At 39.5% G+C, this 12,714-nt stretch carries 14 protein-coding genes; 8 read left to right on the forward strand and 6 right to left on the reverse strand.

The features are described from left to right. Window positions 1-151: 151 nt before the first annotated feature. From ACZ427_RS00575 to spoIIID, 3 genes are all read left to right on the forward strand, one after another. On the forward strand, window positions 152-1,090 hold the full coding sequence (locus ACZ427_RS00575; RefSeq protein WP_461176806.1) for a peptidoglycan DD-metalloendopeptidase family protein: 939 nt from the start codon (window positions 152-154) through the stop codon (window positions 1,088-1,090). A 234-nt stretch (window positions 1,091-1,324) separates the two neighbouring features. Next, complete coding sequence (locus ACZ427_RS00580) at window positions 1,325-2,326, forward strand: AimR family lysis-lysogeny pheromone receptor (RefSeq protein WP_461176807.1); 1,002 nt, start codon at window positions 1,325-1,327, stop codon at window positions 2,324-2,326. A gap of 761 nt (window positions 2,327-3,087) precedes the next feature. Then, a complete protein-coding gene (gene spoIIID, locus ACZ427_RS00585; RefSeq protein ID WP_461176808.1) occupies window positions 3,088-3,360 on the forward strand; it encodes a sporulation transcriptional regulator SpoIIID in 273 nt (90 codons plus the stop codon). Window positions 3,361-3,426: 66 nt separating this feature from the next. Here spoIIID and ACZ427_RS00590 read toward each other — a convergent pair whose 3' ends face one another. From ACZ427_RS00590 to ACZ427_RS00600, 3 genes are all read right to left on the reverse strand, one after another. Further along, window positions 3,427-3,705, reverse strand: a complete 279-nt coding sequence (locus ACZ427_RS00590; RefSeq protein ID WP_461176809.1) for a hypothetical protein — start codon at window positions 3,703-3,705, stop codon at window positions 3,427-3,429. A 542-nt stretch (window positions 3,706-4,247) separates the two neighbouring features. Further along, window positions 4,248-5,174 carry a nuclease-related domain-containing protein gene (locus ACZ427_RS00595; protein ID WP_461176810.1) on the reverse strand — a complete coding sequence of 309 codons (927 nt, stop codon included), beginning with the start codon at window positions 5,172-5,174 and terminating at the stop codon, window positions 4,248-4,250. Between the two features lie 233 nt (window positions 5,175-5,407). Then, window positions 5,408-5,671 (reverse strand): hypothetical protein, encoded by a 264-nt coding sequence (locus ACZ427_RS00600; RefSeq protein WP_464883491.1) that lies wholly within the window; start codon window positions 5,669-5,671, stop codon window positions 5,408-5,410. A 203-nt stretch (window positions 5,672-5,874) separates the two neighbouring features. Between ACZ427_RS00600 and mreB the strand changes: the two genes are divergently transcribed. The 4 genes from mreB (at window position 5,875) to ACZ427_RS00620 (ending at window position 9,437) form a co-directional block, all read left to right on the forward strand. Next, a complete protein-coding gene (gene mreB / locus ACZ427_RS00605; RefSeq protein ID WP_461176812.1) occupies window positions 5,875-6,876 on the forward strand; it encodes a rod shape-determining protein in 1,002 nt (333 codons plus the stop codon). A 189-nt stretch (window positions 6,877-7,065) separates the two neighbouring features. Then, window positions 7,066-7,869, forward strand: coding sequence for a flagellar hook-basal body protein (locus tag ACZ427_RS00610; RefSeq protein WP_461176813.1), 804 nt, complete (start codon window positions 7,066-7,068; stop codon window positions 7,867-7,869). An 80-nt stretch (window positions 7,870-7,949) separates the two neighbouring features. After that, complete coding sequence (locus tag ACZ427_RS00615; RefSeq protein WP_461176814.1) at window positions 7,950-8,783, forward strand: flagellar hook-basal body protein; 834 nt, start codon at window positions 7,950-7,952, stop codon at window positions 8,781-8,783. 321 nt (window positions 8,784-9,104) lie between these two features. Then, entirely contained in the window at window positions 9,105-9,437 is a 333-nt protein-coding gene (locus ACZ427_RS00620) for a DNA-directed RNA polymerase subunit beta (RefSeq protein ID WP_461176815.1), read from the forward strand. Window positions 9,438-9,872: 435 nt separating this feature from the next. Here ACZ427_RS00620 and ACZ427_RS00625 read toward each other — a convergent pair whose 3' ends face one another. Together ACZ427_RS00625 and ACZ427_RS00630 are read right to left on the reverse strand one after the other, a co-directional pair. Next, window positions 9,873-10,055, reverse strand: coding sequence for a hypothetical protein (locus tag ACZ427_RS00625; RefSeq protein ID WP_461176816.1), 183 nt, complete (start codon window positions 10,053-10,055; stop codon window positions 9,873-9,875). Window positions 10,056-10,248: 193 nt separating this feature from the next. Next, complete coding sequence (locus ACZ427_RS00630; protein ID WP_461180035.1) at window positions 10,249-11,598, reverse strand: ISLre2 family transposase; 1,350 nt, start codon at window positions 11,596-11,598, stop codon at window positions 10,249-10,251. A 231-nt stretch (window positions 11,599-11,829) separates the two neighbouring features. Here ACZ427_RS00630 and ACZ427_RS00635 point away from each other — a divergent pair, with 231 nt between their 5' ends. Then, window positions 11,830-12,015, forward strand: a complete 186-nt coding sequence (locus ACZ427_RS00635; protein WP_461179433.1) for a hypothetical protein — start codon at window positions 11,830-11,832, stop codon at window positions 12,013-12,015. A 277-nt stretch (window positions 12,016-12,292) separates the two neighbouring features. Here ACZ427_RS00635 and ACZ427_RS00640 read toward each other — a convergent pair whose 3' ends face one another. Further along, window positions 12,293-12,553 (reverse strand): hypothetical protein, encoded by a 261-nt coding sequence (locus tag ACZ427_RS00640; protein ID WP_461179434.1) that lies wholly within the window; start codon window positions 12,551-12,553, stop codon window positions 12,293-12,295. Window positions 12,554-12,714 lie beyond the last annotated feature (161 nt).

The following is a 12,714-nucleotide window of genomic DNA, read 5'->3' on the forward strand; positions in this document are numbered from 1 at the left end:
TCTACTTTATCTCAAATAACCAGAAACAAGTCGCTCAAATCTCTTAACTTCCCCTATTCGGCAGAAAAAATCCATAAAGTCAACAATTTTTTTGAATAGAATGTATAGATTTTCCTTTTTCTGCTCAGAATGGTTGTTGAGGTGATAAGCTATGAATGAAGAAAACAAAGGGGCTTCAAAAAATAAGTGGAGCCGTATATTCCGTAAGAAGTGGTTTTTTCCAGCAGTCTATTTAACTATTGCTGCCCTGCTTCTTTCAGCTGTGGTTTGGTATCAAAATGTGGATAACCAAATTCCAGACGCAATGGATGATCAGGAACAAGAGGAAACCAGTGATGACTTTAGCCCGACGCCGGTTGAAGAGGACGCAGAGCCAGTTGCAGATCAGCAGGAAAATATTGAAATGCCTGTCGCGAATCAGGATCAAGCAGAAATCGTAACTAAATTTTATGATTACAGCGCAGAACAAGAGGATCAGGAAAACGCTCTGGTTCTATACAACAACCGCTTTTATCAGAGCACAGGTGTTGATATTACATCCGCTGATGGCGAGACATTTGATGTACAGGCAGCATTGAGTGGTACGGTTACTGAGGTAAAAGAAGATCCACTGCTTGGTAATGTTGTAAGTTTATCTCATGAAAATGAAGTGATGACTTATTATGCAAGTCTGGATGAAGTGGGAGTAACTGCTGGAGACGAGGTTTCCCAAGGTGATCAATTAGGTACAGCGGGTCAGAATCTATTTGGCCAGGACAATGGGAACCATGTACATTTCCAATTGAGAAAAAATGGGAATGAAGTGGATCCGGAAAGCTATTTCAATCAGCCTGTAAGCAGTCTGGATGGCGTTACAGATGAGGAAGCGGAGGAGGATTCTAAGGTGAGCGAGGAATCCGAAGCAACAGAAGATGCCGACGTCCCTGATGGTATAGAAGAGCCGGATGCAACGGAAGAAACGGAAGATGGAACAGTGGATGAAGATGCAGATTCTGGAATGGAAGAGGAAGAAGATGCAGATTCCGAATTGGAAGATGAAGACACAACAGATAATGAAGAAGAAACAAATGATTCATCAGAAGATGCATAAATAATGCTTGATCGATTTAGGAAGAATCCCTTCAGGAGATATTGAGGGGGTTCTTTTTTATATAGTTTTATTCATAACGAAGGACCTATTTTTTTCATAATTTTTTTAGAATTGTCGAACTTTTGGAGCTTTTATTAGATATATTTTGTGGTATTATAAAATATGATAAATAATATAATCGTTTTATGGGATAAAAAGTAAGCAATTGTGTATTGCCGGAAGGAGATCCTCAACGTGTTCAATTCTTTAAACAATCACTACGATGGTCAAGCTTTGGATACTGTAATAGAGACACTGTCACGAGAGCATGATAACTCCACAGCGAGAGAACAAATGCGAAAATATTGTATGCAGACTAGCTCAGAGAATCTAATGAAAAAAGGCATGGAATTTCTACATTTTTACGGTTATTATAAAGATTTGCACATTCTGATCCAAAAAAATAAGGAATCGGACAAACCTTCCAATAAACATTGGGCGGAAGTCTACCAAATGATTAGTCAAACGCAAAAACACTATTCTCCACACCTCATTTTGCGGCAAGCGGAAAGCTTTAAAACAGATGAACCTGAGTTGAAGTTCCTTATTGAGTATATAAAGATTACTTCCTATTTTGATTTAAAACAATATAATCAACTGGGTAATTTTTTAGAGGAGCATCAGCATCATTTGAACGCTATTGAGGACAGGCTGCTTGCTTCCTATTTTGAAACCAGGATATACCAGATTCTGGTGAGTTATTATTTGCTTCGAAACGAATTAATCATGTCAAGGAAATTCGCCTATCGATTATTAAATCTTACACAAAATGATAGAACGAAGATAAATCTCCATATTAAATTAGGTTTGTCCTATACGTTTGAGAGCCATTTTCAAGGGATGAACCACTTACAGAAGGCGTTGGAAATAGCAAAAAAACATAATTTGACCAACCAAGTGAAAGCGATTCAGCATAATAATATTCCATTTTTATCGGCGCACTTTAGTGAAATAGAAAATGTAACAACGGAAGATAAAAGTGAACAGGCACATCTTGAAATTGCACGAGGGAATCACGAAAAGGCCATCTCCATTCTAGATGAAATACCAATAGATAGTCCGTTCAAGCTTTATTATTTAGGAAGAGCAAGAAAGGATAAAAGTACCCTGTTGGAATCTTATAACGCCTTTATTGAAGAACGGAGTGACTACTTTTTCAGCAGATTACCCCTAAACGCGTTAAAGCAGATGGATTGAAGAAGTGTAATCGGTTCAACTTTTTCGACAAGCCCTATAATAATATAATGGAGGGATATTTGTGAAGAAATTCAAGCTCTTAAGTATTGCAGCAATAACATTTATCGCCTTGTTACACCCTGAATTAATGACAGTGGATTTGGGGCTCTTTCAAGATCCGGATTTAGGTGGATTGTAAGTTAGATTTTGCATATTACGTACAGCAGGTAGAACCTTTTAATTCAATTAAATGAAAAAGTTGAACCTTTTTATATCTTAAGCAGTTAAGAAGTAAGGCACACGACTAAAACTTGGCGAAAAGCCAAGTTTTTTCATGGTATACTGATTGTTTTAGTGGAATGGACTTGCCCCACTTTGTCTCCCAAAATTATCACACCGTTTAAATACTTCCTGTCCACATTTCTAAAAGACATAAATTTTATCATAAACCTATCCAGACAGTAATAAACTATTACAAACCAAGCATTCTGAATTGTCTGAGGTGAGAGCTTGTGTGGCTTTTCAACTTACACAGTAAACAAAGCCTACTGTAGTAAATTTCTGAATATAAATTACAGAAATTTCAGTCTATTTATGTGAAAAGTCTGGAATAATGAGGTTTTCAACATTCCGATTTGTAATTCTCGTCCATTTGTACATGATCTTATCACGCATTTGAACATACATATCCGACATCACCCAAGCAGTTTGCGGCCACAACAAAATTTACACCTTGTCTCAAATTACACCTCGGAAATAACCAACACAGGGAGGCGAACGGTGTGCATGATTACATCAAAGAAAGGACGATTCGGATTGGGGAATATGTCGTCGATTCAAGAAAAACCGTCCGAATGATAGCCAAAGAATTTGGTGTTTCCAAAAGCACAGTCCACAAAGATTTAACCGAACGATTACCGGCAATAAATCCCGAACTGGCAAATCAGGTGAAAGAAATCCTTGAATACCACAAATCAATCCGCCATCTCCGAGGAGGTGAAGCAACAAGAAAAAAATACAGACTGGATGGAAGTGAAGTCAAGCCTGTAGGGTGATGGATGAATTGTCTGACGTGAGGAGGTGATGTATCAACAATTTGCGGTGCCTATACATGAAATAAACTAAAAAAGCAGGAAAAGATACTGCTTTTTTAGTTTGCGTGCGTGTACAGAATGAAAATCACCTCTGGTCGGTGGGAATCGGTTGAATATCGTATTCGCGGCAGGGTGTATCGCTTGAATCTTGTGAGACATCGACGTTGTGAAAGTGAGTATCGCCTGAATCACGTGGGATATCGCCGTCGCGGCAGTGATCATCGCCCGAATCACGTTTGACATCGCCCTCTTGGAAGTGCGCATCACCCGAATCACGTGGGACATCGCCCTCGTGGTAGTGATCATCGTCCGAATCTAGTGAGACATCGCCCTCGCGGCAGTGATCATCGCCCGAATCACGTCGAGCATCGCCCTCGTGGCAGTGTGCATCGCCTGAATCACGTGAGATATCACCCTCTTGGAAGTACGCATCGCTTGAATCACGCGTATCATCGCCCTCGTGGAAGTGAAGTGAGTATCGCCCGAATCTAGTGAGACATCGCCCTCGTGGCAGTGAGTATCGCTCGAATCACGTCGAGCATCGCCTTCGTGGCAGTGAGTATCGCCCGAATCTAGTGAGACATCGCCCTCGTGGCAGTGAGTATCGCTCGAATCACGTCGAGCATCGCCTTCGTGGCAGTGAGTATCGCTCGAATCTCGTGGGACATCGCCCTCGTGGCAGTGAGTATCGCTCGAATCACGTCGAGCATCGCCCTCGTGGCAGTGTGCATCTCCTGAATCACGTGAGATATCACCCTCTTGGAAGTGCGCATCGCTTGAATCACGCGTACCATCGCCCCCTCAGATAGTGGTCATCGTCAGAAATCCCACCATTATCGCCCTTACATTCAATTATCAAAAATTGATTTTTGTTCAATTGGAATCAATGAATCCTGAGGGAAGTTTTCGAGTGAGGGCGCGTGGTATTTCCTTGCGCTGTTTCTACCGGTATATTCTAACTTCATGGATTTTAATAAGTAATAAGCAGTTTTGGGTGATTCTATATGAAGGAAATTTCTGCATTCTCTGTTGGTAATCGTAGGTTTATAAAGAAGAAAATAATCTAAAAGCACTCGTTCATGAGCGTGGAAATCAATATGTTTACATTTTGGACAAACCCATTTTTTTCCCGAGCGGGTCATCGGGTGATGCTGACATTCTGTACAAGGGATTCCTTTTACAATATGTTTTTCTTTTATATTGTACTGTTTAATTAAATTCGGTTTATGTGGAATATCACCTTTTAGTAAGCATTTATGAAGCTTCATCATCATGTTTCGATCCAGAATTTTCGATTGATATTTTTCATATAGATAATGAATTTTTTCAGGAAGGGCCTCCAGCATTACAAATTTATCAAAAAATGAAGGGTTGTCCTGATCGTTTTCAAGTACAGTTGATGGATTGCTGAGGACCGCGAGCGTTTCGATGGGGATGCTGGGAAGCTCAAAGGTTTGCAGCCATGAAAGTAAATGAAACTTTTGTGTTTCAGCCTGATATATTGGGCTTTTATATCCTCTTTTTTTGACTCCTCTTTTTTGCACCAGTTGCTGGGAATCAGAATTGTATTCCAATTCACCGCCCATATGCTTAACTTCAATAATAAGGATGAACCTATCTGTTAGAATCAAGTTGTCCATTTGGAAAAAGTAAGGCCCATTTTGTAAGCGGAGATCCCGATAAATAAAGGAATTTTTATGAGGGTAAATGGATATGGTATAATCTGCCATCTTTTCGCCATGATAACCAGCTGCATAATTCGAATAAATATCCATCAGCTTGCTGTTACTCCTGTAGGCCGGTTGCAGGTTTCTAAATAAAGCTTCATAACATAAAATTGTATAATTTTTATATCGCCGTTTTCCAGTCAAAAAAGTCACTCCTCCTATTATATTAATATTATTTTATTCTACAAAAGTACAAAAATCCCTCTTTCTAATTTTAAAAAATATAAAGTGTATCTTTGTCCATTATTTGTCTGAGTGTTCATAGCTTGTCATCGCCTGAATTATGAAAACATCGTCCTCGAGGCAGTGCACATCACCTGAATCATGTGAATCATCGCTCTCGAGGCAGTGCGCATCACCCAAATCTTATGAATCATCGCCCTCGTGCAAGTGCGCATCGCCTGAATCACGTGAATTATCGCCCTCGAGCAAGTGCGCATCACCCGAATGATATGAATCATCGCCCTCGAGGCAGTGCGCATCGCCTGAATCATGTGAATCATCGCCCTCGAGGCAGTGCGCATCGCCTGAATCTTATGAATCATCGCCCTCGTGCAAGTGCGCATCGCCCGAATCCCGCGTCACGTCGCCCTCGCACAAGTGCACAGTTAGCTGTAAAATTTCCTGTATAAAAATCTTAGTGAATTGCAGTTAATTATAGGACTTTGTGGTAAAATATGATATTAGTAGCACCTGTGTGTTCATTACAGATGTAAGACAGTTATTAATACTAGGAGGATTTAGATTCATGTTTTCCAGAGATATTGGAATTGACCTTGGTACTGCCAATGTTTTGATTCATGTGAAAGGCAAAGGGATAGTGTTGAATGAACCGTCCGTTGTAGCCTTGGATCGTAACACAGGCAAAGTGCTTGAAGTTGGAGAAGCCGCATGGCGTATGGTTGGACGGACTCCAGGGAATATTGAGGCTATTCGCCCGTTGAAGGACGGTGTAATCGCTGATTTTGACTTAACGGAAGCGATGCTGAGGCATTTTATTAATAAGATAAACGTAAAAGGTGTGTTTTCAAAACCGAGAATGCTTATATGTTGTCCAACGAATATTACGAAGGTGGAACAGAAAGCAATTAAGGAAGCTGCCGAAAAATCGGGTGGTAAGAAAGTGTACCTGGAAGAAGAACCAAAAGTTGCTGCAATTGGTGCAGGGATGGAAATCTTCCAGCCAAGCGGGAATATGGTTTTAGATATTGGTGGAGGAACGACAGATGTAGCGGTTCTTTCGATGGGAGATATTGTTACCTCCCAGTCCATTAAAATGGCCGGGGATAAATTTGATGGTGAAATTCTTCAGTATATTAAGAAAGCATACAAGCTCCTTATTGGAGAACGAACAGCGGAAGATATTAAAGTCAATGTGGCTACCGTCTACAAAAACTCACGAAAAGAAGAAATCGAAATCCGTGGACGGGACATGGTAAGTGGCCTGCCAAGAACCATTACTGTTTATTCTGCCGAGATTGAAGAAGCTCTACGCGAATCTGTTGCATTAATAGTGCAAACAGCAAAAGCGGTGCTTGAGCAAACTCCACCGGAATTATCTGCAGACATTATTGACCGTGGTGTTATTTTGACTGGTGGCGGAGCATTAATTCATGGGATCGAAGAATTGCTGGCAGAAGAATTAAAGGTTCCTGTCTTTACTGCCGAAGAGCCAATGAACTGTGTGGCAAAAGGAACCGGAATCATGCTTGAAAATATTGATAAAATTGAAAAAAGAAAAATCGGTTAATAGGATGGCGTTTTTTAGCAGTTATGAAGTATAAAATTTTCTTACTGCATAAGTGCGGGTTTTGGCCTTTGCACGGGGTTTTGGTGAAAAGCCAAGTCTTCGAATACGAGATTAATATCAGGTATAAAACCATTCCATACTCAAACTTAAATGTTGCAATATAAGATGCTTAAAAAGGAGGGAATCTTCTTGTTAAGAGGTTTCTATACTGCTGCCAGTGGCATGATTTCCCAGCAGCGTCATCAGGAAGCTTTATCCAATAACATTGCAAATGCAAATACACCTGGGTATAAAGCGGATCAGACATCATTGCGTGCTTTTCCTGAGATGCTTATCCAACAGATGGGAACGACAAAAAATCCATCCGCTCGTGGTGGCAATCTTCCTTTCCAACAGCCAATCGGTACATTAAACACGGGCGTTTATGTCCAGGAAACTACACCCAATCATATGCAGGGAGATATCCGTGAAACCGGTATGCCAACAGACATTGCGCTTGTGAACGGTGACCTGCAGGATGAGGCGGGCAGCTTGTTTTTCACCATACAAAATGATGCCGGAGAAGCACGTTATACAAGGAATGGAAATTTTACGGTGGATGGGCAGGGCTTTTTAACCACAGCACATGGATACTATGTGCTGGATCAAGCTGGTAATCCCATTCAGACGAACGGTATGGATTTTACTGTTAACGAAGACGGTTTCCTTCAGACAGAGGGACAAATGATTCCACTTGGCATTGCTTATGCAGCCGACGCAAATGCACTGGCAAAAGAGGGAAATGGATTATTTGCCGGGGAAGCCGGTGCATTGCCTGACGGGACAACCTTCTCCATTCAACAGGGAGCTCTCGAGCAATCAAATGTTGATACTCTAAAATCTATGACTCAGATGATGGAAACCTATCGCAGTTTTGAGATGAATCAGCGTGTTCTTCGTGCATATGATGAAAGTATGGGGAAAGCGGTCAGTGAAATCGGGCGTATAGGATAAAGAAAGCGAAATCCATCATAGAGGCAGCGCCGTATAATAGAGCGCCTTGCTAGAATGAAACATGAGGAGGCAACCCCCAAATGTCAAGGATGATGATACAGGCAGCAGCCACGATGAACCAGCTGCAAAATAAAATGGATTCCGTCAGCAATAACCTGGCAAACAGTCAAACGACAGGCTATAAAAGTCGACAGTCGGAATTTTCGTCATTGTTGTATCAGCAAATTGACAACATGACAGCCCCTGAAAATGCACAGGGACGCCTGACTCCAGATGGTGTCCGTATCGGATCCGGTGCTCGTTTGGCATCAACAAATCTGAATATGACAACCGGAGCAATTTCAGAAACAGGACGTGTACTTGATACGGCTTTGCTGGAAGGAAACCATTTTTTTCAAATACAGGTGACGGAAAATGGCATCCAGGAAACGCGTTATACAAGAGATGGCGCTTTTTACTTGAATCCTGTCAATAATAATCAGGATGTCATGCTCACGACAGGGGACGGGAGCCCGGTGATGGGTCAAAATGGTCCAATCGTCATCCCGGAAGGTTTTAATTCCATCGATATTTTAAAAAATGGCCAAATTGTTGTGGAACGGGAAAATCAGACAGAAGTTGCCGGAACACTAGCTGTGGTTGAGGCGGTCCGTCCGCGATTACTTGAAGCTGCTGGTGAAAATTCCTTCCGACTGCCAGATCTGTTTGAACTTGGCTACAATGCGGATGATATTATTCAGGCGCAAATGCCGAATGGAAATATATTACATAGCGGTGCATTGGAACATTCAAATGTGGACATTGGCCAGCAAATGGCTGATCTCATGATGGCCCAGCGTTCCTATCAATTCAATTCACGGACAATTTCAATGGGTGATCAGATGATGGGATTGGTTAATCAGCTCAGAAGCTAAACGCAATACAGGTGAAACAACGATTCATTTATGATAGAATGCGAATAGATAAGAGATTCGTGTGTTTCGATAGGAAAAGATGAAATTTCAGCGGTTTTTGTTGAAATGTATGATAAAAGTTTTCTACGCAGTTAAGAATCGTTTAAAAACGGTCTTACTGCATAAGTTCAGGCGAAGACTTTTGTCAAAAACATTACAAAAGTCAAGTTTTCTACGCAGTTAAGAATCGTTTGAAAACGATCTTACTGCATAAGTGCAACTAAGACTTTTGTCAAAAACGTACAAAAGTCAAGTTTTCTAAGAGTTAAGGAGAAAGAGGATATGCCAAACAGCCAATCTAAAGAACAGTCAAGAAAAGCATATAAACAGTCAGCCAAGCAAAAGTCCGAAAAAAATGAACAAGCTACAGCTGAGAGTCAATCACGTAAGCAGCAAAAAGAGAAACAAAAGGAAGAAAAAAGGACCAAGGCGAAGCAAAGGCGCCGTGTATTTCCAATTTGGCTTCGTATTATTGTTGTCCTTTTGCTCGCTGCAGGTGCTCTGATTATTGGGCTAATGATTGGTTTTGGAGTTATTGGTGATGGCAATCCAATCGAGATACTGAATAAAGAAACCTGGGAGCATGTGGTAGATATTGTCATACAGGGTACGTAAGAAAAAGCATTTTCCAATAAGGTGAAGGGTTTCGTTTTAAGGTGCAAATTGATTAAATGACGTATGAATTTCATACGTCATTTTCGTTGTTAAATCAATGTTTAACGTTTAAATTATCTATTTTGACATCCGAATATTTCAGTTCTTTATAATATGACTATAGATATTGTACATTGAAAAACTGGTGTCAATTGATGCGTAAAAATTGATGTCAATTTGGCTGTCATTTTAGAGAAAGTACCGTTATTTATTTTAAAGGACCTCTCTATGAAGAGATCCTGATTAATTTTCTTATTAAATAAAGCACCATTCGTTTAAGTATATTCTTTCACATATATAACAAAATAACATCATAACCATAATCTATAGTCATGATGTTATTAGAGATATAAGAAATGATATCCTCAAAATCACTAACGGCTAATTTTGACCATCTTATTTCAGCCATTTAGCAAATTTTTCCTTCACTTCATCATGAGAATAATATTCTCCATCATTAAGTTGGTTCAACCCTTTTTCAATCTTCTCTTTAACAGAAAGTTCCTTAATAATATCCTCTAAAGTTACATCATTAGGTAGGTCTTTAATAATTTTTATAACTTCTTCTTTTGTACTCATTCAACTACCTCCTAACTTTTATTATCATAATTATAAACCAAAACCGTTTAATAATCATCAGTTGATTCAAAGGTGATCGAGTCAAGTATTTGTGGGAGATTTTTAAAGTCCCTTATTTTATATGGTTTTAGCTCCAATTTTGGTAGCGATTTCAGTTTTATATCTCTCCGTCCGTTAACACTTTTTTACTTTTTTAAATTCCTCGCAACCCTTTTAAAGCAGCTGTAACTGGTTTTCCAAGAGCCTGTTTTAAATAACCCAAGTTGTTCCGAGTTGCTTCTGCAGCGCTATCCTTCAGCTTCTCTACAAAGTGTTTAGGTGGCTTTTCTTCTTTGTTTTCCTGTGTTAATTCCTGCGTCTGATCAAGTATTCCATGTAGCGTCTTAATCTCCAGTTTATCTTTCAAAGCGACCATGATATCAATGAATTTATCAAGTCCTTTATTACTCCAACTACGCCCATTTTTAAGCCGTCTAGCGAAAAAACTCATTGTACCTTCTGCACTTCCCATTGGACGGAATCCTGTTGTGTCTATGCCTTTTCCTTTTAATTTTTCACGGTAATCTCCCAGTGCTTCCGGATATTGGGAAAGCTGCGCTATTAACGCTTCCAATCGCTCTTCTTTCTTTTCATTATCAAGCGTCCCCACAGCGCTATTTAACTCCACCATGAAACCTTCCCAGTCATATTTTGCTAGCTTCTTTCGGATGGAACGATACCTGGAATGATCCCGAAATAAACGCTGCACATCCCGGGCAACATGAAAACGATCAATGACAAAAGTTGCGTTGTGCTGGAAATAATCCCGGCAGGCTGTAATCCACTTCGCTCCATCACCGTTAATAACGAGATGGTGCTTGGTTGGATCATACTCGAAAGTCGTCATTAAATACTGTTCAAATTCCTCCCAAAACGGGAGTTTCCCTTCATGAATGAAATGGCGCTTTTCAACTAGCTTTGCTCGCTTGCCATTCATTTCCCAGCCCTGGTGCACACTGGCAATCTTGATTTCCCTACCTTTTTTGTTTTTCTCCTGACTTTTTGTGTAAAGCCCGTCAACCTCCACAAATACAACATCATTTTCAAGTGGTACTGATTCTTCCGGAACTACCTCCGTATTCAAAAGCTGTTGGCGTATACCTTCATGACTGATTACAGGGTAGCCCAAAAGCTTCTCCATGGCTTTACCAGCCTGTCGATAGGAAACACCTGTCACAGCTAGTTCAATAGCTAAATCCTGCACCACTGGACTCATACCCTTCGTACCATCAAAAGCCAAATATTGGTCCAGTAAATAGACGTACTTTCCAGTTTTTTTATCCTTATAGTAATTTCTTTTCAGTTCCACCTGACCAAAAACAGATTCGAACTTTAATGTTCTTTTATCCTTTAAATAAAATCTTTGCTTATCTCTTCCTAAAGCAATCGCCTCATCTAATTCCTTAAGGGTTTTTGCCATCAGCTGAGAAAAACTTTCCTGTAAAGCACGGTATGTAATTTGTTCTAATTCTTTCATTGTTAGCGTAGATATGATATCTTTCATTTGAGGACCTCTTTCTATAGTTGTTGTTGTCGAAGACTTAACTATATAAAAGAAGGTCCTTTTTTTCATTCAAAATGCTTTTCAACTACTATCGCGCTCCGCTTGCTGGCCTCATTTTTGGTGTTGAAGTCTTACGACTTCAACACCAAAAACGAGGTATATGTTCTCCCATAAACATTTTACTCTAACTTCAAAGGTTCCATCTTAATGTAAAGGGTTAGTGAACAGATAATGGATGACGTCATCTATCTCACAACGAACCAAGTGATTGCTATAAATACAGTACAAATCCGTCTATACTCCCCTGATGAACAATTGGGTGTAAAAGAACCAAACTTACTTGACTCAGCTATTAATCGCTCAAAACAACGTGTTATAGTAACGCAAAAAATACTATCCTTTGGAACTAAAGGATAGCTTAATAATGCTGACTAGGTGCTTAAAATATTCTATAAAACACGTTTGTTTATCATCGGAAAAGGAGTAATAGATAATAAATTTATCTACGAGAGCTTTATGACTTTCTTTCCATTCAGGTTTATCTGCTCTTGTACTTGTGTCAAGTGTTAGAATTTTATCTTCAATACGCTCTAACAAATTCAATTTGTACTCAATGGTTTCACTTTAAGAAAAATGTTGACTTTTTATACTTTCAAATGATTCTTTTGTGTTTTCCAACCAAATAAACTTCATATTATACTTGACTGCTCATTATCATTTCTCGCATTTCTTCCGAAGTAAAATAATTCCCTTCTTTTATATCCTTTTTAGCCTGTAACAATTTTCGTTTTAACTCTGGGTCTCTTTCAACATCTTCAGCTACACTTGTTTCAAAGTCATCTTCATTATCAATAGCCACAATTTTATACCTTCGCCCGTTTAATTCAAAGGACTGATCTTTATCTTGGAATATATCTTCCAATACCTTCGCAGCCTGTGCATCCACTTTTTTCATATAATCGCCTCCTTCCTTTCATTTTGCCACATTTTAATGTGTTTATAAAAATTCACCTTAACAAGATTGCAACCCTTTATTTAAAATATGCTGCAATTAATTTTGGATTCCTTTAGTTAAAAAAGAAGATGCAAAACTTTCTTATCCACATCATCTAAAAG

Source organism: Virgibacillus ainsalahensis (assembly GCF_055380755.1).

What these genes read in the sequence shown, in the direction of transcription:
- ACZ427_RS00575 (WP_461176806.1), top strand. Translation starts at nt 152, where the DNA reads ATGAATGAAGAAAACAAAGGGGCTTCAAAAAATAAGTGGAGCCGTATA.
- ACZ427_RS00590 (WP_461176809.1), bottom strand. Translation starts at nt 3,705, where the DNA reads ATGATCACTACCACGAGGGCGATGTCCCACGTGATTCGGGTGATGCGC.
- ACZ427_RS00595 (WP_461176810.1), bottom strand. Translation starts at nt 5,174, where the DNA reads ATGGATATTTATTCGAATTATGCAGCTGGTTATCATGGCGAAAAGATG.
- ACZ427_RS00600 (WP_464883491.1), bottom strand. Translation starts at nt 5,671, where the DNA reads ATGATTCATAAGATTCAGGCGATGCGCACTGCCTCGAGGGCGATGATT.
- mreB (WP_461176812.1), top strand. Translation starts at nt 5,875, where the DNA reads ATGTTTTCCAGAGATATTGGAATTGACCTTGGTACTGCCAATGTTTTG.
- ACZ427_RS00615 (WP_461176814.1), top strand. Translation starts at nt 7,950, where the DNA reads ATGTCAAGGATGATGATACAGGCAGCAGCCACGATGAACCAGCTGCAA.
- ACZ427_RS00620 (WP_461176815.1), top strand. Translation starts at nt 9,105, where the DNA reads ATGCCAAACAGCCAATCTAAAGAACAGTCAAGAAAAGCATATAAACAG.
- ACZ427_RS00625 (WP_461176816.1), bottom strand. Translation starts at nt 10,055, where the DNA reads ATGAGTACAAAAGAAGAAGTTATAAAAATTATTAAAGACCTACCTAAT.
- ACZ427_RS00630 (WP_461180035.1), bottom strand. Translation starts at nt 11,598, where the DNA reads ATGAAAGATATCATATCTACGCTAACAATGAAAGAATTAGAACAAATT.
- ACZ427_RS00635 (WP_461179433.1), top strand. Translation starts at nt 11,830, where the DNA reads ATGGATGACGTCATCTATCTCACAACGAACCAAGTGATTGCTATAAAT.
- ACZ427_RS00640 (WP_461179434.1), bottom strand. Translation starts at nt 12,553, where the DNA reads ATGAAAAAAGTGGATGCACAGGCTGCGAAGGTATTGGAAGATATATTC.